Source organism: Limnoraphis robusta CS-951, assembly GCF_000972705.2.
Window position 1 is genome coordinate 1 of sequence record NZ_LATL02000082.1, and the last position, 19,590, is coordinate 19,590.

General features: G+C 43.6%; 14 protein-coding genes. 9 read left to right on the forward strand and 5 right to left on the reverse strand.

Annotation, left to right across the window (positions count from 1 at the left end):
- Window positions 1-597: 597 nt before the first annotated feature.
- The gene (locus tag WN50_RS07165; RefSeq protein ID WP_046281239.1) at window positions 598-2,364 is read right to left on the reverse strand and encodes a choice-of-anchor I family protein; all 1,767 of its coding nucleotides are present in this window, start codon (window positions 2,362-2,364) and stop codon (window positions 598-600) included.
- A 675-nt stretch (window positions 2,365-3,039) separates the two neighbouring features.
- Between WN50_RS07165 and WN50_RS07170 the strand changes: the two genes are divergently transcribed.
- Window positions 3,040-3,981 carry a phosphate/phosphite/phosphonate ABC transporter substrate-binding protein gene (locus WN50_RS07170; protein WP_046281240.1) on the forward strand — a complete coding sequence of 314 codons (942 nt, stop codon included), beginning with the start codon at window positions 3,040-3,042 and terminating at the stop codon, window positions 3,979-3,981.
- 59 nt (window positions 3,982-4,040) lie between these two features.
- Window positions 4,041-5,969: a sensor histidine kinase gene (locus tag WN50_RS07175; RefSeq protein ID WP_235440868.1), complete on the forward strand. Its 1,929-nt coding sequence runs from the start codon at window positions 4,041-4,043 to the stop codon at window positions 5,967-5,969.
- 30 nt (window positions 5,970-5,999) lie between these two features.
- On the opposite strand, the gene WN50_RS07180 is transcribed toward WN50_RS07175, so the two are convergent.
- A complete protein-coding gene (locus WN50_RS07180) occupies window positions 6,000-6,377 on the reverse strand; it encodes a winged helix-turn-helix transcriptional regulator (RefSeq protein WP_046281242.1) in 378 nt (125 codons plus the stop codon).
- 117 nt (window positions 6,378-6,494) lie between these two features.
- On the opposite strand from WN50_RS07180, the gene WN50_RS07185 reads away from it, so the two are divergent.
- The 5 genes from WN50_RS07185 to argJ all read left to right on the forward strand — a co-directional run bounded on the left by WN50_RS07185 (window position 6,495) and on the right by argJ (window position 11,312).
- Complete coding sequence (locus WN50_RS07185; protein ID WP_046281243.1) at window positions 6,495-7,193, forward strand: pirin family protein; 699 nt, start codon at window positions 6,495-6,497, stop codon at window positions 7,191-7,193.
- A 413-nt stretch (window positions 7,194-7,606) separates the two neighbouring features.
- Entirely contained in the window at window positions 7,607-9,199 is a 1,593-nt protein-coding gene (locus tag WN50_RS07190; RefSeq protein ID WP_046281244.1) for a glycoside hydrolase family 57 protein, read from the forward strand.
- A 212-nt stretch (window positions 9,200-9,411) separates the two neighbouring features.
- Entirely contained in the window at window positions 9,412-9,606 is a 195-nt protein-coding gene (gifA, locus tag WN50_RS07195) for a glutamine synthetase inactivation factor IF7A (protein ID WP_046281245.1), read from the forward strand.
- An 85-nt stretch (window positions 9,607-9,691) separates the two neighbouring features.
- Window positions 9,692-9,886: a glutamine synthetase inactivation factor IF7A gene (gene gifA, locus WN50_RS07200; RefSeq protein WP_046281246.1), complete on the forward strand. Its 195-nt coding sequence runs from the start codon at window positions 9,692-9,694 to the stop codon at window positions 9,884-9,886.
- A 184-nt stretch (window positions 9,887-10,070) separates the two neighbouring features.
- On the forward strand, window positions 10,071-11,312 hold the full coding sequence (argJ, locus tag WN50_RS07205; RefSeq protein ID WP_046281247.1) for a bifunctional ornithine acetyltransferase/N-acetylglutamate synthase: 1,242 nt from the start codon (window positions 10,071-10,073) through the stop codon (window positions 11,310-11,312).
- Between the two features lie 577 nt (window positions 11,313-11,889).
- Here the strand turns inward: argJ and WN50_RS07210 are convergent.
- A complete protein-coding gene (locus WN50_RS07210) occupies window positions 11,890-14,151 on the reverse strand; it encodes a GumC family protein (RefSeq protein WP_046281248.1) in 2,262 nt (753 codons plus the stop codon).
- A 171-nt stretch (window positions 14,152-14,322) separates the two neighbouring features.
- Window positions 14,323-15,750 carry an SLBB domain-containing protein gene (locus WN50_RS07215; RefSeq protein WP_046281249.1) on the reverse strand — a complete coding sequence of 476 codons (1,428 nt, stop codon included), beginning with the start codon at window positions 15,748-15,750 and terminating at the stop codon, window positions 14,323-14,325.
- Window positions 15,751-16,310: 560 nt separating this feature from the next.
- Between WN50_RS07215 and WN50_RS07220 the strand changes: the two genes are divergently transcribed.
- Complete coding sequence (locus tag WN50_RS07220; RefSeq protein ID WP_046281250.1) at window positions 16,311-17,468, forward strand: glycosyltransferase family 2 protein; 1,158 nt, start codon at window positions 16,311-16,313, stop codon at window positions 17,466-17,468.
- Window positions 17,469-17,723: 255 nt separating this feature from the next.
- The gene (locus WN50_RS07225; RefSeq protein WP_046281251.1) at window positions 17,724-18,932 is read left to right on the forward strand and encodes a glycosyltransferase; all 1,209 of its coding nucleotides are present in this window, start codon (window positions 17,724-17,726) and stop codon (window positions 18,930-18,932) included.
- Here the strand turns inward: WN50_RS07225 and WN50_RS07230 are convergent.
- Window positions 18,914-19,384 carry an SAM-dependent methyltransferase gene (locus tag WN50_RS07230; RefSeq protein WP_046281252.1) on the reverse strand — a complete coding sequence of 157 codons (471 nt, stop codon included), beginning with the start codon at window positions 19,382-19,384 and terminating at the stop codon, window positions 18,914-18,916. The two genes, WN50_RS07225 and WN50_RS07230, sit on opposite strands and share 19 nt — an antisense overlap.
- Between the last annotated feature and the right edge of the window lie 206 nt (window positions 19,385-19,590).

The window sequence follows — 19,590 nt, forward strand, 5'->3', positions numbered from 1 at the left end:
ACTGTAGGGGCGGGTTCCACCCAAATCGATGTCACTCACCAACAAGGTGAATAAACCCGCCCTGTTTTGACTGTAGGGGCGGGTTCCACCCAAATCGATGTCACTCACCAACAAGGTGAATAAACCCGCCCTGTTTTGACTGTAGGGGCGGGTTCCACCCAGATTGATGTCATATTATGTCCGGTTGATTAATTCTGTTATGGGGTGGGGCGGGTTTATCTCAATCTCTCAGTAGTGCTAAAGATATTGTAGAACCCGCCCCTACAGAATCATTATTGATTAGTCGGACATGATATCACTCACCAACAAGGCGAATAAACCAGCCCTGTTCATCCAAATTATTCCGGCATCTATTTGGAAGCTTTAGTAGCATTATTTTTTCGATTTCATATAAATACACTTTAAAAACCCGGTTTCTCAAAGAAACCGGGTTTTTGATCGGCTTTTCAACCTAATTTTATATCATGTCCGGATAATTAGTGATAAAAAACTTTCTCCTTCTCCTCCTCTTTCTTCTTCTTGATTTCCTCCTGACTCCTGACTCCTGACTCCTGACTCCTCTGTCGTTTATTTATAACTGTTCAACCGGACATGATATTAACCCTTGCGTTTCACCATCAAACTTCCTAAACCACTAGCAGCCAAAAGACCTAAAATAGTACCGGGTTCAGGAACACGTTCAACACTATAAATCGTTGTGGTTCCGCTAACTTCATTAGTGGCGATTAACAGGGTTTTTCCGTTGGGGCTATTTTTGGCATCAACAAATAACAATCCTTCCGGGCCTAAATCACCCACTGCCGCTAATTGTGCAGGAGTCGGCGCTGGATCTCCCTCTTCATTTTCGTCGAATTCAACCGAGAAATCCCGGTTATTATCGTAACTGACAAAGAAGGGATTCAACGGATCAGTAATATCATAGGTCATAATTCCGCCAATGCGTTCTAAGCCAATAAAGGCATAGGTACGACCAAACAATTCACCAATGGTAACACCTTCTGGTTCAGGGCCTTTGTTGTCGCTACGGTTATCGAAGTTATTTTCGGAGTTATCGGCGTTGAAGTATTCAGGGAATAATTTAGCGGTAATTTGTTCAAATTGATCGCCGCTATCAAAAATCATTTTTCCGTTTTCATCTAAGATGGAAAAACTGCGTCCACCAAAGACATAAAGTTCATCAAAATCACCATCGCCATCGGTGTCACCCAGTTGATTTGTTACCGTTAAACGACCCAGTTTATCTCGATCTTGAATATCCGCCGGAAACGCATCGGGATCAAGGGTTAAATCTTCCACCCGAACTTCTTCGTTAAACCCACTAAACTCTACACCCGAACCTTCATTGGCAATGACAAGATAGCTTTTACCATTGGCGGTATAACGGGCAATTTCATCGGGTTGATACATCCCAAAAATCGGCCAGTTTTTGATGTTAATACCGTCATCTCGATCACTGGCATCTAAACCGTTACCCGGTAAAGTATGATCTTTAAATCCTAGTCCGACAATTTCGGTAAATTCCCGAGTTTCTAAGTCAAGTAAACCAATCGCATTATTTTCTTGGAATGTCACCCAGGCTTTTTTGCCATCTGCGGAAACGGTGATATACTCGGGTTCAAGGTTTTGAGCAACTGTTGCATTCGGCCCAAAAATCCTAATCCCTTCACCTGTGAGTTTGTCTGCTTTAGAACCGCCAACATTAAAGTCCGTTAAGCCAATTTTTGTCTCTGTGGGCGCCAAACCTGCAAACAGATTTTCTAAATCAATTAGACTGACTGAACCTTCAGGATCGATCGTATACTCATCGTTGGGTTCCCCTTCATTAGCAACAAGAAGCTTTGTTCCGTCGGGTGTGAAGCTGAACATATCGGGTAAGGGGCCAGCCATGACCGAGGAATTTTCAAGACTGCCGTTAAACAGACTGCCATCGGCGTTGAAGAATAACAAACTGCCGTTGTCTTGGCGATTAACGTTTTCTACACTAACGGCAAACAAACTCTGAGTATCATAGCTAAATGAACGCACATGAAGGACATTCCCAAACAAATCGGGATTGAGATCCGGAATTTTGATCTGACCCACGAGGAAGGGGTTCGTGGGGTTGGACAGGCTAAGAATGTCAATGGACTGGGCGCTACGATTTGTTACAAATAAATTGCTTGAAAACGGATCAAATGCCGAAATAAAGGCAGCTTCATCATCAAAAATGCCTGTAGAATAACTCCCAATCGGTTGGATTTTTAGCGTAGAAGCAGTAGCGGAAGTTGAGATTAAACCGAGTAAAAAGGTTGACTGGATTGCTGAGAAAACAAAATGTTTCATGGTTTGATAGCAGATACGGCATCCCCGATCAAAGTTGTTCATTGAAAAACCTCCGAGTTAGAGTTTGTTTTAAAGGAAAATGAAATCAAAATTTCTGAAAACCTCAATAGAAAAACATGAATCTATCCCTCTGTGAAGATGCTCTCAGAGAGTGACCCACTTCTACAGCTTCAAAGGTTTTCACAAATTGAACCCGATAACACTGAGCGGATCAGATGCACTCATCTGTTTTGCTAGTACAGATGTCCCTGAGAATATCACATTATATATGTATCACTAACTGTATAAGTAGCATTAAGGAGGGAATTAGAATTGATATTCATGCGTGAGTATACAGAATTCTTGCATTTTTACAGTGCAAATGACAAGATCTTCTAGTTGAATTTACTGATTTTTTACTAAATCTTTAAATAAGCACTCCGTAAATCCTCCAAAAAAACCCCTATGTGAAGCAAGTTCTCAAATTTCATTACTGATTGATCACTCAAGGGTTTGTTAAAATCACGCTATAGGCAAGCTATGATTTATTTTGTTGCTCAGTGAAGGCAAGCTCACTGAAGCTGATTATGATTTGACGATTCCCTCTGACGACTCTACTCAACTGCCAAGAAATCCCTCTGCATCTACTTTTGCGATCGCCAATTGAGTATCGTTTCACACAAATGCCATACTTGAAGTTAAAGCCCTTGCTGACTCAACACTACAAAATTAAATCCAATGCTACGCACCTTCTTTGGAAAAACTTTACTTGTGGGTCTAGCTACCCTATTGTTCAGTTGTACGGCTCAAACAACAACCTCTAGTCCCGAAACAAACGACCCGGCGGACAACCCTGAGTTAACAGGAACCATTGTAGTTGGAGATGTCACCAGTCAACCTGCAAAAAAAATTAAGCGTTATCAACCGTTAGCCGACTATCTGGCTGCAAATCTCGGAGAATTTGGCATTGGCGTGGGTGAAGTCAAAGTTGCTCCCGATACAGAAGCGATGGCAAGCTTACTCAAATCGGGTGAGGTGGATATCTACTTCGACAGTCCCTATCCAGCGATGCTCGTTAATGAAATTTCTGGGGCGCAACCTATTCTGCGTCGTTGGAAAGGTGGCGATGCTGTTTATTATACTATCATCTTCGCCATGACCGATAGCGGATTCACAAGCTTGAATGATTTAACAGGCCACAAGCTTGCCTTTGATGACCCCACCTCCACTTCGGGCTATGTGTTACCGATGGTTCACATGATGGAAGCGGGGTTAAATATGAAGAAAAAAGAGTCATCCGATGAAAGCGTAGCAGCCGACGAAGTGGGTTATGTCTTTAGCCAAGACGACCAAAATAATATTCAATGGGTGATCAGTCGTCGAGTGGATGCGGCCGCTATTGATCATCGCAGTTTCTTAAATATTCCTCCAGAAAGTCGTGAAGCCATGACTGTATTAGCAGAAACTGAAAAAGTGGCTCGTCACGTTGTTTTGGTGCGAGAAGGCTTAGATCCAAAACTTGTTGAACAAATCAAACAAACATTACTCAACATGGATCAGTCTCCTGAAGGACGGGAGGTGATGGAGAATTTTGAAGAAACAACAAAATTTGACAATTTCCCCACCGAGGAAGACATTGCCAGAATGCGAGAATTGTATGAGAAGGTCAAAAACAGGTGAGTTGGATGCGCCTTTTTGGGATCAGACGGGTGTCGCTAGCAAGCAAGTTAACGTTGGCCATGACAAGCTTGGTCATCGTTGCTGTGGTGAGCGTTACCTGGCTATCCCTACGTCGTGAACAACAAACTTTTCGCAAAGAACTTGAACAACAAGCAAAGATTCTTTTAGATACGTTGGCGGTGACAACAGCAGACTCTCTGTATATGCTCAATGCTGACTTCATGGAAGAAATTATGGGGCAACTCGGAGCCGATCAAGTTCTCTCCGCCGGACGTATTTATGAAAAGCAAGGTCGTATTGTCGCAGATGCTTACAGTGATAGTGTGTTGGTGCATCGGGTTGAACCTGATCCCTTTGGTCAAATATTAGTCCAAAGTAATCACACGATTTTTCAATGGGAAGACGATCAGTTACTCGCCGGAAAAGCTGTGAAAGTCGGGCGTCAACGCTTGGGCGCCGTGAGTGTGGGCTTATCAACCGCTCCATTAGAAGCTAAAATGGCAGCCGTTCGCAATCAAGGCTTGATTGTCGCCATCACCGCCGCTACAGCCGGAACCGCCTTGGCGTTGGTTTTGAGTCGCTCAATTACTGAACCTCTCCAGCAAATGACGGCGGCTACACAACGTCTGGCTGAGGGAGATTTGACTCAAAAAATTACGATTCAGACTCAGGATGAATTGGAGTTGTTAGCTGATTCTTTTAATCGCATGACGGATCAGTTGCGAGAACTGATTGAAAGTAAAGAAAAACTAATTCAAAGTTTAGAACATCGAGCCGAAGCCCTACGTCAAAGTGAAGCTAAAAATCGCGCCTTGCTGAATGCGATTCCTGATTTAATGTTTCGCTTCAGTCGCGAAGGAATTTTTCTGGATTTTAAAGCCTCTAGAAATGGCTATTTGCTTCAGTCTTTGAGCAAACATCTCAATAAAACCGTTTATGATTTGTTGCCTGAACACGTGGCTCAATTGTATACGGATCACGTTCTAGAAGCCCTACAAACCGATCAAATTCAGATTTTTGAATATGAGTGGTTTATTGATGGAAAGCGATGTCATTTTGAAGCCCGTATTGTCGTTAGTGGTAATAATGAAGTTTTAGCAATAGTTCGCGATATTACGGATAGTAAATTAGCCCAAATTGAGTTACAACAAGCCAAAGAAGAGGCGGAAGCTGCTAATCATGCAAAAAGTGAATTCTTGGCCAGTATGAGTCATGAGTTACGGACTCCTTTAAATGCGATTATTGGCTATAGTGATTTGTTGCGAGAAGATGCTGAAGATTTAGGCTATACTGATTTTATTCCTGACCTAGAACAGATTAAAGCTTCCGGTTTACATTTATTGGCTCTGATTCAAGATATTTTAGATATTTCTAAACTCGAATCTGGGGAGATGAATCTCTATCTTGAACAGTTTGATATTGCCACGTTGATTAATGAAGTTCAGGCCATTGTTCAGCCTTTAGTTCATAAAAATAATAATAAGTTTAATATTGATTGTCTTAATTCTATCGGTTTAATGTACGCCGATCGCACAAAAGTTAAGCAAGCTTTATTAAATCTATTGAGTAATGCCGCCAAATTTACTCAACAGGGCTGCGTAACTTTAAAAGTGGTTCGGACAACAGAACCGATTCAAAATGGTCATTCTCCCCGGGAACAAAAAAATGGTTTAGAATCTTATAATAACGCTGATAAAATATCCGATAATTGGATTGTTTTTAGTGTGATAGATACGGGAATTGGCATGACACCCGAACAAGTAGAAAAAGTCTTTCAGCCCTTTGTTCAAGCCGATAATTCAACAACTCGCAAATACGGCGGAACGGGTTTAGGATTATCCATTAGTCTGCGTTTTTGTCAAATGATGCAGGGTACAATTCAAGTCCAAAGTGAACTGGATGTGGGTTCAACCTTTATGATTCTACTTCCTGAATATGTTCCTGAATTCTTGACCAAAGAAGAACAAAAAAAGCTCGCTTCTCATTAGGGAATAGGGAGTCGGGAATAGGCAATCTTCCTAGATCTCATGTGGCAATTCTAAACTTCTGACTTCTGACTTCTGACTTCTGACTTCTGACTTCTCAATTCCCCATTCGTGCATCTTCTCAATTAAGGGTTTTAGACTTTCTCCTGTTGAGGTGAGCGAATATTCAACTTTAGGCGGAATTTCTGGATAAACTTTTCGATACACAAGACCATCTGCTTCCATTTCTCGCAGGTGTTGTGTTAACATTTTTTGAGTCACTCCCGTTAGCGATCGCTGAAGTTGATTAAACCGCTTCACCCCGGAAAATAACTCTCGCAAAATCAACAATTTCCAGCGTCCATTAATCAACGCTAACGTCGTCTCAGCCGGACAATTTTCTTTCTTAGACTGTTCTTGAGGAGCTTGCATAGTTACTTTTTAGATACAATCTTACATTCAAGTGCCTACTTCACAGTTTACCCTAATTTGATCTATCCTCAAAATATAAACAAGATTTTTATCAACAAATCTCAGGAGTTTTTCAGCATGATTACCCTTAGAAAATCAACCGAAAGAGGACAAGCAAACTTTGGATGGTTAAACAGTTATCATACCTTCTCTTTTGGCAACTATTATGACCCCAAACACATGGGCTTTCGCGCCTTACGAGTGATTAACGAAGATCGAGTCAGTCCCGGCGCCGGGTTTGATACACACGGACATCGAGACATGGAAATTCTCACCTATGTCTTAGAAGGATCACTCGAACATCAAGATAGCACCGGAACAAGCGCAATCATTCATCGAGGAGAAGTTCAACGCATGAGTGCAGGAACAGGTATTCTTCACAGTGAATTTAACGCCTCTAAAACTGAACCCGCTCATTTTGTGCAAATTTGGATACTTCCCAACCAAATCGGACTCCCCCCCAGTTATGAACAAAAAGCATTTAACCTGCTAGAAACTCCCGGTCAATTTAAACAGATTGCAGCTTCAAACCCTCAAAACGGATCACTGAAAATCCATCAGGATGTTAACTTATCTGCGGCTATTTTATCGAAAAGTGAACGCCTTTTCTATGACCTCGCCCCCCAACGCCATGCTTGGGTTCAAGTGCTTCGAGGTGAACTCCTAGTCAATGATATAACCTTAAAATCAGGGGATGGACTAGCCATCAGCGATCAAAGTCAAATCGCCCTAGAAGCAACAGAAGAGGCTGAAATATTATTATTCGATCTGGCGTAGTCCCATCAAACGAGAAAAATTGCCACCCTTGACCCAACTAATGATATTCTGAACATTGGCGAATCAACAACTGTGACCCATAAACAGTTAGGGGCGGTTTTGACACAATGTTGACTGATGAAATCGGTGACGAAGCGATCGCTGCTCACCCAGCAACACAGGAGATAGCCTTATCGTGTTTTGAGCGTCACCTGTCACTCATTGAACAATAGAGGAGTCAGAAGTCACAACCGCGAATATTATTAAATTCTGTCTCCTCTGCTTAAGGAATTGGAGAGCAAAAACAGCAATCCGGGGATCAGACATCCGAATCATTATTATCGCTGTGTTCATGTTTCGCTTTAAAATCCTAAGATATTGTAAAGTTGTCAGCAAGCCCCTATCTGTTTTCTCTCTATTCAAGTTAAATCATTATGGCTATTGGCTATCTCGCTCTGGTTCTTCATGCTCATCTGCCTTTTGTCCGACATCCAGAGAGCGATTATGTCTTAGAGGAAGAATGGCTATTTGAAGCGATCTCAGAAACCTATGTCCCGCTCATCAAAATGTTTGAAGGGTTAAAACGGGATGGGGTTGATTTTAAAATGACCATGAGTTTGACGCCGCCCTTGGTGTCAATGTTACGTGATCCCCTTCTCCAAGACCGTTTTGACAAGCATCTAGCCCAACTCCAACAACTCGTCGAACAGGAAGTTGTACGCAACAAACACAATGGTCATGTCCGCTACTTAGCTGAACATTACATCCAGGAATTTATTGAGGTTCGAGAACTCTGGGAACGCTATCAGGGAGACCTGATTACAGCCTTTAAGCAATTTCAAGACACCAATAACCTAGAGATTATCACCTGCGGGGCAACTCATGGTTATTTACCCTTAATGAAAATGTACCCCCAGGCGGTTTGGGCGCAAATCAAAGTCGCCTGTGAACATTATGAGGAAAATTTTGGCTGTCCCCCAAGGGGAATATGGCTACCTGAATGCGCCTACTTTGATGGTTTAGATAGACAAATCGCTGATGCAGGTTTACGCTATTTTCTCACCGATTGTCACGGGATTCTCTACGCTCGTCCTCGTCCCCGTTTTGGCACCTACACCCCCATTTTTACCGAATCTGGCGTGGCGGTATTTGCACGGGATCATGAATCTTCTCAGCAGGTGTGGTCTTCGGAAGTTGGCTATCCGGGTGCGCCGGAATATCGGGAATTCTACAAAGATTTGGGTTGGGAAGCCGAGTATGAATATATTAAGCCTTATATTATGCCGAATGGTCAGCGCAAAAATACAGGCATTAAATATCACAAAATTACAGGTCGTGGAGTAGCGCTGTCGGAAAAAGAATTATACGATCCCTATTGGGCGCGAGAAAAAACGGTTGAACACGCCGGAAATTTCATGCAGAACCGAGAACAGCAAGTTGAGCATCTCTACAGTATTATGCAGCGTCCTCCAGTGATTGTCTCGCCCTATGATGCGGAACTGTTCGGACATTGGTGGTATGAAGGCCCTTGGTTCTTGGATTGTTTATTCCGCAAGACTTGGTTCGATCAAAAAACCTATGGCATGATTCATTTGGCGGATTATCTGAAAAAATACCCCACCAACCAAGTTTGCAAACCCGCTCAGTCGAGTTGGGGTTACAAAGGGTTCCATGAATATTGGCTCAATCATACCAATAGTTGGATTTATCCCCACCTCCACAAAGCGGCTGAACGCATGGTTACGATGGCTTGTCGAGAACCGACAGATGAACTCGAACGCCGCGCCCTCAACCAAGCTGCACGAGAATTGCTCTTAGCTCAATCTTCGGACTGGGCGTTTATTATGAGTACCGGAACGATGGTTCCCTACGCGGTGCGGCGAACTCAATCTCATCTGATGCGCTTCAATAAGCTGTTTGAGGATGTTCTTCAGGGAAAAATAGACTCCGGTTGGTTGCAGAAGGTCGAAGCGATTGACAATATTTTCCCCAATATTGATTTTCACGTCTATAGACCGTTGTTCTAACTCAGGTTGAGATCAAATGTCGGGGAAATCCCTATCCGTCTCTAGGGTGGGGATTAATCGTGTTTGTCTCCTGTTTATGTAAAGTTATGTAAAGAATTGTAAATTAAACTCATTTTGTAAAATAGACTACAGAATTATGGTTTATGATAAAAAGGTGAGTCAAAGAAGCAGACTCATCAGACAGAACTGAACCCCAAAAGAGGAGTAGAGAAATGGGTACTGAAGACCAAGCCAGAGCGTTGATGATCCGTCATCACCAGATCATTAAAAACCGTCAGCAGTCGATGCTAAATCGAGCCGCCGCCGAAGTCGGTTTAGAAGCCGGAGACTACTGGAATCACATTCAAGGAAAACCCCACCCCACCTTCAGCCAAAACTATGATCGCAGCAATGCTTCGATGAGCTAAGGGTGAGCTAGGGTTATTCTGAGAATCCCTGACAATTCTTTAAGAAAAAATCAAGATTCATTAAAAATTTAGGAGAGCAATCAAAATGGGTACTCAAGATCAGGCTCGTTCTTTAATGATGCGTCATCACCAGATGGTTAAAAATCGTCAACAAGCTATGCTCAATCGGGTTGCTGACGAAGTGGGTATAGAAGTCGGTGACTATCACAGCACAATTCAAGGGAAGCCCACCGAAAACTTCCGCACAAGCTATGACCGTAGCAACGCCTCCATGAGTTAGTTAAACCTCCACAAGAGATTGCTTTGTGTACAATTAAACCCCAATCGCCCCACCGTAGCACCTGCTTCTGTGGGGATTTTAATTACAGTTCACTGTTCACTGTCTCCCCAACTCCTGACTTGGTATAATAAAGGGCTTGAAACGCTAATCGCCTCTGTTGGAAGCGACAGAGAAAGGGGAAACCATGTCAGATTGGACTGAGATTTCAGGGGGGATAACGGCACCGAGAGGATACAAAGCCTCTGGAATCGTAGCAGGATTGAAACCATCGGGAGCGCCGGATTTGGCGTTAATCTTATCGGAGGTTGATGCGATCGCGGCAGGAGTGTTTACGACTTCTCAAGTCCGAGCCGCCTGTGTCGATTATTGCCGTCAGCAACTGCAAGCACGACTTGGTGCTAGAGCCATTTTGTGCAACGCAGGACAAGCGAATGCCGCTACAGGAGAACAGGGTTGGGTAGATGCCGTTGAAAGCGCTCAAGTCCTCGCTCAAGCCTTGAATATTGACCCGGAATCGGTTTTACTCGCTTCAACAGGGGTAATCGGTCAGCGCATTAAAATGGATGCCCTCAAAGCTGCTATTCCTGAGCTAGTGGCGCAAGCTTCCGAGACAGGCGGGGATGCAGCCGCTCGTGCAATTATTACGACCGATTTAGTTACAAAATCTATCGCCCTAGAAACGATGTTTGGCGATCGCCCGGTTCGCATTGGGGGGATTTCTAAAGGGTCTGGGATGATTCACCCGAATATGGCGACGATGTTAGCATTTGTGACTTGTGATGCGGCGGTGTCGCCTCCCTTGTGGCAGGAAATGTTGAGTCGAGCCGCCAATCGCAGCTTTAATCAAATTACCGTTGATGGCGATACCAGCACTAATGATACTTTGATTGCCTTAGCCAATGGTCAATCTCGCACCCCGGCGATTACGGGTAGAGGGCCGGAAGCCGATCAACTCGAAGCGATGTTGACGACGGTTTGTGAACATTTAGCGAAAGCCGTCGCTCGGGACGGGGAAGGGGCGACTTGTTTGATTGAAGTGCAAGTCACTGGAGCATCCGATGAAGCCGCAGCAAGTCAAGTTGCAAAAACTATCGTGGGTTCATCCCTGGTGAAATCAGCCATTTTTGGCCGTGATCCCAATTGGGGACGAATTGCCGCCGCCGCCGGACGTGCCGGGGTGAGTTTCAAGCAAGAAGAATTGCGAATTCAATTGGGTGATTTTGTTTTAATGGAAAACGGTCAACCTCTCCCCTTTGAACGAGCCGCTGCCAGTGAGTATTTGAAGCGAGCCGCCGCCGGGGAATATCTCAAGAGTGATACGGTTTTGATTCAAGTGCAGTTGGGTTCCGGTTCGGGTGTCGGAAAAGCTTGGGGATGTGACTTAAGCTATGACTACGTGAAAATTAACGCCGAGTATACGACTTAAAAGTTGACTGGAATTCTCCAGAGGCTAGCCTGTTACCGTCAGACTTGGTTTGAAATTTGTTCTTGATTTGCGGGTCTTGTGGAGCTTGATCAGACAAAAGTTTCATAAGCAGATGACCAAAAAATTGGGATACAAGCCTCGCCCTTAAGGGCGACTTTTATGGTAAAATCATATAGGTTGAAAAACCCGCCTTGTCCCATAAATACTACAGAATAGAAGATTAGGTTGGAACTCCTTTAGTTGAGGGCAGAACAAGGGAAGTCTTAAAGTCAATGAGAAAATCCAACTTGAAGACACAAACAAACAAAAACAAGATTTGTTAATAGTCGCGGGAGGACATTCTGAGACTTGAAACGGACGTGGAGGAAGGCATAAGACTCCGGTTATTGAAGCAGCGTCCTGCGAAGCGTCAACCCCCCGCACGCGACCACCCGTTAAAGGTGGCGTGGTGAGGAATCTTCTCCCTTTAGGGAGGAGAGGATGTCAACCTTCTTAGTAGTAATAAACGGGACAGAAGAGATTTTGACGGGTTGATCAGTTGAGTCTGAGCCATCTTTGAATTCAGGTTGGATTGAGATCAAATTAACTGCTCAACCTCTTCTGTTTTGTGGACAGGCATCGTTTGCAATAAGTAAGGAGGGTTTGTGGAGGCTTGACCCTTCTTGGCGTGGTTCGCCACCACACCTAGACAGGGGAGACGAAACTTGTCGAGTTGAGCTAATACGTCTTGAGTGACGGATTGATGGGTTTTAGCAATTCCCACTACTAAGAGCAGACCATCGAGATGTCCGCATAAGAAACTGGCATCGGTGTAGTCTCGCAGTTGAGGAGTATCGTAAATTACAAGGTCGAAGGTTTTTTGCAATTCATCAACGATATGCCGCATCTGAGCCGAACCTAATAACTTAATGGCGGCGGCTGTGGGAGTCCCGGCGGTCAGAGCAAACAGGTTATCCGCCATCTGCGACTGTTGGATGAGAATACTCGGAGCAATGCGGTTATCGGTGAGAAGATTGCTGAGTCCTTTTTGATTGGGTAAGCCTAAGCTTTGATGCAGTTGAGGATGACGTAAATTAGCATCGACAATTAACACTTTCTGCCCCATACTGGCGATTGTTTGGGCTAAGTGTAAAGCAACGGTGGATTTTCCGTCTCCAGATTCGGCTGAACACACCGCCAGGGAACGTAAAGAAGAATCCCCATACAGAAAACGGACATTAGCATAGAGGACATCAAAAGCATCCATAAATCGAGACTGTTTTTGTTGAGAACTGCTAAATAACTCAAAAACAGATTTTCTTTTTTGACGGGGAATAATCCCTAACATCGGATGTTTTACTGATCCTTTTAGATCGTCAATCGTGTAGAAAATATTTTGAAGTTTTTCCAGTAAAATCGCCAATACCAGCCCCGCCACTAAGCCTCCAACTATACCCATCATTAGGGTTTTTTGACTGTTATCTTCTATCGTTTCCTCAATTTGAGGCCGAGAAATCACTTGCCAAGGTACGTTATCTTGAGCAGATTCTAGTAGTAACTTTTCCCGTTGTTCTAAAAATCGCTTCAGGTTTCCGTTGGCTAATTCTAGTTTTTGTTGTAGCTCGGCATATCGACGAGAAATGCTCGGAAGAACTTGAGCTTGTCGCTCAAATCTAGACTGGGATTCTTGCAGTCCTGCTAGACGCACTTCTAGCATTTCTATTTGATTACTCACGTCAACAAGCTGGGAAATCAATTGCTGACGAATTGAACTTTGAAATCCTAAAACAGAGGAATTAGGGGAGATATTGGCTGAGTTTTCACCTAAGACTTGTTGGGTTTCTTGATCGAGGAGTTGTTGTATATTTGCTCGTTGCTGGAGGAGCAATTGCATTTCGGGTGTATTGTCGTTATAAACGGCTGATTGTTTAGCAATTTCTCTTTCTATTTCTGCTAAACTTGCCAACAACTGAGTTCGATTTGGGGCTTCACTCAAAGCCGATGCAGCTAAAGCTTCATTTGGTGTAAAATTGAGTTGGGCTTGCAAGTTAACGTACTGCGTTCTTAACTCCTGAAGTAGTCTTTGTGCTTCGTTACTTTGAGTCTCCAACACTTGAATTTGTTCATATAATTCCTGAGCGCGAGTTGCGGGATTAACCAGTTGGTAATCTTGTTGTAAGTTTTGCAGTTCAGTTTGATAGCTATTGACCCGTCTTTCTAAATCCGGAAGTTGAGCATCAATAAATTTAACGCCTTCCTGAATACCACTACTGCGTTCCTCTACACTGTATTTTTCATATCGTTTTGCCGTTTCCTCTAAAACCCTTTCAACGAGATCGGGATCGGAACCTTGATATTTGATTTCCAGGATTTTAGTGACGTCAAATCTCTTATTTTCACCCGCTAAACGCTCTACCGTTAAGTCTTTTTGAATGTCTTGGAGGGTAAACTTAGGATATTGAGTTTGAACTTGGTTGACAATCTCATCTAAAATTTCTGGACTTTGCAAAATCTGTAACTGAGTGGGATAATCTAAGCTAAACAGATTCTCATTCGGGTTTCCCTGGGTTCTCGTTAATGTTAAGGGATCGGCCAATTTATCCGTTGAGCTAACGGGTTCAACTAACATCTGAAAGTGACCCTGATAAGTTGCAGTCGGCTCTTGAATCAAATAATGATTCGCTGCCATTCCCGCAGCCCCAGTCAGGCCGACAATTAACAGGATTTTCCGTTGAATAGTCCTTAACAGTGGGCCTAGATTTAACCCAGCCTGAGACGAAGCCGTTGTCTCCTCTGTCTCCTCAGAAAATTGTGAAGCTTTTAGCTCGCCCGAGTCGAACGCTACAGTATCACGCTGCATAATTACCTAACTTGAAATAGCCTTACTCTATCTTATCAGTGGATATTTGAATGACAGCAGTTTTGATGGGGCTGGGATGCAGGAGATTCTCAAAACTGTTGACGATCATCTGCTTTTCTAATGGTCAATCTCAGAGACTCTAGAGAGAGATTTCCCCGTTAAGCCGGATGATTAATTACCCCCAAACAATCTCAGAAATGCACCCAGGGTGATAATATCCCTTACTGGTCTGAAAAATTCTGATGTGGAATCTGCAAAACGAGTTAAACCCGTTCGACTGACCACGACGATATCGTTATTCCGTAGCACCGGATTATTTTGGTCATTAATTCCCTGGGCTAAATCAACAATAATGTTCTCCCGAATCACTGTACCATCAGGATTTAAGCGAATTAATTCTACCTCTGTTTTACTAGCGCGAACACTATCAAATCCCCCCGCCGCAAGTATCGCTTGATTGAGAGGCGTATTTGGAGGAACTTGCAAGATACCAGGATCGACGACCTCCCCAACCACATTGACATTAATCGTGGCTGGAGCAAAACTGGCTGTCGCCAAGGCTTCGACCTCCGCCGGATTAATCTCCGAAGCAGTGGGAATAATAATCGTATCCCCTTCTTGCAAAAACGGATCTTGATTCGGATCACCCGATTGCAAGAGTTCCCAGAGATTAATTTGAGTCGTTTGTAAACCGGTTCGGGTAATCCGACGCACTTCAATATTGCGAATATCGGCTAAGTTCGTAATTCCCCCTGCAATTTGAATCGCTCGGGTGACTGTGGGCGGATCTGAGTTATCATTTTCTGCACTAACGGTGTAAACTCCCGGACGAAACACTTGTCCGACGACGACCACTTGTAACGGTTCGTACTCTTGAGAAACTAAGCCCGATGAAACAATTTGACGAATTTGTGACGAATCAATACTAACCGCCGTTGGAATGTAGAGACTATCCCCATCCAATAAAATTGGGTCTTGACTCAAATTTCCTTGTTGGAGTAATTCTTCCAGGTTCAACGTCACGACAGAACCCGTTGCTGTAACCCGTCGAAGCTGAATCCGACTTAAATCCGCCGCTTGAGTTAAACCTCCGGCTAACTGAATCGCCTGGGTGACTCGGGGAAGTTGTCCATCACCGCCTCCGGCTTGACCTGCGACTCCTGCCATTCGATAAGACCCTGGACGGTTCACTTCCCCTGAAATGGCAACTTGTACCGGACGAAAGGCGATTAAACTTAGGGTAATAACAGGCTGTTTGAGTAAAGCTGCATATCGCTCCGAGATTCTCGCTTGAGCTTGGGGTAATGTCAGTCCTTGTACTTGAACCGTCCCAATTCCTGGTAAGTTCAGGGTTCCATCCGTTAAAACGAGATATTGTCCGCTATACTTGTCAACCCCGAACACATCAAGCCGCAGTTGATCACCCGTACCGAGATTATAGGTTCCATCGAGTTGGGGTATCGCAGTCGGATTAGTTGTCTGATTGGCTGGGGAAGTCTGAGGTTGATTCTGAGCAAGAACGGGTAACTGTAGATTCAAGCTGATAATTGTCAGTAGCGTTAGGCTGGTGACAGATTTGCCAAGCGATTGAATTAGCATTGTTCCTTGTTTCAAGAAATGATTTGAGACCTGCACCCTCATTGTTATTCAAGAGTTGTTTGGCTATCCTCAACATTTGATCCGAGATTTCCTCTGCTCTGACTTCCGAACCAGGCATCAGGCTGCCCTCACTATTCGTTGATTTCTACCGAACCAGTATAGTCTTTCTCCCTAACGATCGTCAGCCCTTTATGCCAGCATTTCAACAGGGCTAGTTGTTTTTATCCCCTAGTCTTGGCCGATCGCATCTGGATCAATTCCTGATCAAACTTCCCTTCCTGAGCCTATTGGGTGATGCTTTTTACCCCCGGATGTCAAGAAATTGTAAAATTTTTGGGCTTTGATTAAAGTTTTTGTAAAGCTCTACTCTTGACTCCCACTGGCCTAAATACTTCGGAGCAAAACGCTCAATTCACGGTATTGATGAACTTTCAGCGAAATCTATTATCTTGTCAGTATAAATTTTACCTGATAAAATTTAAAAGCAGAGGCGGATTCCGAGGTAAATCGTGAGCGACTTATTCATCATAATCCTATTGGGGATAACACTAGGATTGTCCATGCCAATTTTAGTGTTTTTTCTTGAATGTGTTTTAGCATTTTTCACCCCTTTATCTAATCAATTATCAAAGTCTCAAAACTTACAACCCCAAGTTACTGTTTTAATTCCAGCGCATAATGAAGAATTGGGAATTTTCGCGACAATTGAACCGTTATTACCTCAATTAAAAACCAATGATCAAATTGTCGTCATTGCTGATAATTGTACCGATAAAACCGCCGAAATTGCTCGTCAAACCGGAGTCACCGTTCTCGAACGTCATAGCCTCGATCAACGCGGAAAAGGCTATGCTTTAGACTATGGCTTAAAGTTTTTAGCTGAAAACCCGCCTGAAGTTGTCGTCATGGTGGATGCAGACTGTCGAGTTGAACCCGGAACCCTCGAACAAATTACCCAAAAAGCGATCGCGACACAAAGACCCGTACAAGCGTTATACTTGATGGAAATTCCTGAGCAACCGACTCCCAAAGATTCGATCTCAGCCTTAGCTTTTCTCGTCAAAAATCAAGTCCGTCCTCAAGGACTCGAACGCCTGAATTTTCCCTGTGCTTTAACTGGAACCGGAATGGCTTTTCCCTGGTCAATTCTTCGTCAAGTTAGCGTTGCCAGTGGTAATATTGTCGAAGATATGCAGCTTGGAGTCGATTTAGCGATCGCAGGTCATCCTCCTTTATACTGTCCTCAAGGGCGAGTTACAGGGATTCTGCCCCAACAACAACAAGCCGCCATCAAACAAAGAACCCGTTGGGAACACGGACATCTACAAACCATCCAAACTCAAGTTCCCCGACTCCTAAAAGCTTCCCTGCAACAAAGACGACTCGATTTATTCGTCATGGCTTTAGATCTATTTGTACCACCGTTATCTCTACTCGTCATGTTGTGGTTAGTCGTAACAATCATCGCAATAATAGCCGGAATTTTTGGCTTATCCTGGCTACCTGCTCTCTTCAGCGCTATTGCAGGCGGACTGATGCTGATCGCCATTTTAGCAGCTTGGGCGAAATATGGTCGAGAGCGCATTTCGGGTTGGACTTTACTGAGTGTACCCTTCTACATCCTTTGGAAAATTCCCTTATATTTCGGTTTCCTCGTTAAACGCGAAAAAGAATGGGTTAGAACAGAACGAGATCAAGTCAAAGTAAGTTCAAAGTAGGGGCGAGTTTCACACAATACTGCATCTCTCGCCAATATTCTACATCAACCCGCCCTCTAACAGAGAGTAGGGTTCAACGTAGGGCGAGTTTCACACAAAGCCTGTCTGTCTCGCCAATATTCTACCTAAACCCGCCCTCTAACAGAGAGTAGGGTTCAACGTAGGGGCGAGTTTCACACAAAGCCTGTCTGTCTCGCCAATATTCTACCTAAACCCGCCCTCTAACAGTCAACAGTAAAGAGTAAATATTGATAGATGAAAATTGCCTACCTCGTTAACCAATATCCCAAAGTTAGCCATAGTTTCATCCGTCGGGAAATATTGGCTGTAGAAGCGACTGGAATAGAAGTTTTGCGGTTTTCTGTTCGTTCTTTAGAAGACGAACTCGTAGACGAAGCCGATAAACAAGAACTCGCCAAAACCCGATTTATTTTGAATGTCGGAGCAATCGGTTTACTATTTAGTGTATTCTGGGTAAAAATCCGTCGTCCTCTGCGTTTCTTTTCTGCTATCGGACTGGCTTTTAAAATCGGTCAAAAATCAGAACGCGGTATTTTTTATCATCTCATCTATCTAGCAGAAGCCTGTGTGCTGTTACGATGGCTTTTAGAGTCAAATGTAGAACACATTCATGTTCATTTTGGCACCAATTCCACCACTGTGGCAATGCTGTGTCGGGCGTTAGGGGGGCCAACTTACAGCTTTACCGTTCATGGCCCAGAAGAATTTGATAAACCTCAAGCAATTAATTTAACCGAAAAAATCAATAACGCCAGTTTTGTTGTCGCTATTAGTTCTTTTGGAAAAAGTCAACTTTATCGCTGGTGTGACTACAAACAATGGTCTAAAATTAAAGTCGTTCGTTGTGGGGTTGATCACCTATTTCTTGAACAATCTCCTGTTGCTATTCCCGATGAACCTCGGTTTGTTTGTGTGGGGCGTTTAAGCGAACAAAAAGGTCATTTACTGCTGGTTGAAGCGGTTAGTCAACTCGCGGCTAAGGGAATAAAATTTAAGTTAATCTTTGTCGGAGATGGAGAACTCCGCCATCCCATAGAAACGCTGATGAGTCAGCTTAATCTCAAAGATTATATCGAAATTACAGGTTGGGCAACAAACGCAGAAGTTCGAGAACAAATATTAGCATCTCAAGCCTTGGTTTTACCCAGTTTCGCCGAAGGTTTACCAGTAGTCTTAATGGAAGCACTTGCACTCAGACGCCCAGCTTTAACGACTTATATTGCGGGAATTCCTGAATTAGTCGAACCAAACAAAAGCGGTTGGTTAGTTCCCGCAGGTTCCATAGAAGCGCTCACAGAAGCGATGAAAACAGTTCTGCAAACGCCTCGTGAACAACTCGAAGAAATGGGAAAATACGGAGCCGAACGAGTTTATCATCAACATAATATTACCACAGAAGCGAACAAATTAGCCGAGTTATTTCGTCAAGTTCGCCAACAGTAAAAGGTTGATTCTTCTTCGACTCCTTGAATGTGAAACTGTTGAAAGGGTTTCCAGTCTCCCATCTCAAAATCTCGTGAAATAATTAGCGTTCCCGGTTGCAATTGATTAAACTGAGATTTAAGCTTGAGATTGAGGTGAGGTAACAGATAAACATAAACCACTGTTGCTTCCCCAATCTCACTTTCAAATAAATTCTGTAAGCGAAATTCTACGCGATCGCTAACTCCAGTAATTTTAGCAAATTCATTTGCTTCTTGAATCCGTTGAGGATCGATATCAATTCCAACTGCTTTTACACCATAGCATTGAGCCGCAGCGATCGCAATTCGTCCATCTCCACAACCGAGATCATAAAATACATCTTGCTCGTTTAAGTTCAACCTGTCAAGCATCGCCGTCACTAATTCAGGCGGTGTGGGAAGATAACCAATATCAAGTTTAAGAGAAACCATTTTTGGGGATTAGGGATTATAATTTATAAAAATGTAGGGGCGGGTTCTCACAAATTTAGGTGGGCTGACAAATAACTGACATAAACCCGCCCTCCTCACCAGAAATTTAGGTCAGTTGACAAATAACCTAAATAAACGATAGCGTAGGGGCGGGTTCTAACAAATTTAGGTGGGTTAGCAAATAACCTAAATAAACCCGCCCGACT

What these genes read in the sequence shown, in the direction of transcription:
- WN50_RS07230 (WP_046281252.1), bottom strand. Translation starts at nt 19,384, where the DNA reads ATGGTTTCTCTTAAACTTGATATTGGTTATCTTCCCACACCGCCTGAA.
- gifA (WP_046281246.1), top strand. Translation starts at nt 9,692, where the DNA reads ATGGGTACTCAAGATCAGGCTCGTTCTTTAATGATGCGTCATCACCAG.
- argJ (WP_046281247.1), top strand. Translation starts at nt 10,071, where the DNA reads ATGTCAGATTGGACTGAGATTTCAGGGGGGATAACGGCACCGAGAGGA.
- WN50_RS07190 (WP_046281244.1), top strand. Translation starts at nt 7,607, where the DNA reads ATGGCTATTGGCTATCTCGCTCTGGTTCTTCATGCTCATCTGCCTTTT.
- WN50_RS07180 (WP_046281242.1), bottom strand. Translation starts at nt 6,377, where the DNA reads ATGCAAGCTCCTCAAGAACAGTCTAAGAAAGAAAATTGTCCGGCTGAG.
- WN50_RS07165 (WP_046281239.1), bottom strand. Translation starts at nt 2,364, where the DNA reads ATGAACAACTTTGATCGGGGATGCCGTATCTGCTATCAAACCATGAAA.
- WN50_RS07170 (WP_046281240.1), top strand. Translation starts at nt 3,040, where the DNA reads ATGCTACGCACCTTCTTTGGAAAAACTTTACTTGTGGGTCTAGCTACC.
- WN50_RS07220 (WP_046281250.1), top strand. Translation starts at nt 16,311, where the DNA reads ATGCCAATTTTAGTGTTTTTTCTTGAATGTGTTTTAGCATTTTTCACC.
- WN50_RS07225 (WP_046281251.1), top strand. Translation starts at nt 17,724, where the DNA reads ATGAAAATTGCCTACCTCGTTAACCAATATCCCAAAGTTAGCCATAGT.
- gifA (WP_046281245.1), top strand. Translation starts at nt 9,412, where the DNA reads ATGGGTACTGAAGACCAAGCCAGAGCGTTGATGATCCGTCATCACCAG.
- WN50_RS07210 (WP_046281248.1), bottom strand. Translation starts at nt 14,151, where the DNA reads ATGCAGCGTGATACTGTAGCGTTCGACTCGGGCGAGCTAAAAGCTTCA.
- WN50_RS07215 (WP_046281249.1), bottom strand. Translation starts at nt 15,750, where the DNA reads ATGCTAATTCAATCGCTTGGCAAATCTGTCACCAGCCTAACGCTACTG.
- WN50_RS07185 (WP_046281243.1), top strand. Translation starts at nt 6,495, where the DNA reads ATGATTACCCTTAGAAAATCAACCGAAAGAGGACAAGCAAACTTTGGA.
- WN50_RS07175 (WP_235440868.1), top strand. Translation starts at nt 4,041, where the DNA reads ATGACAAGCTTGGTCATCGTTGCTGTGGTGAGCGTTACCTGGCTATCC.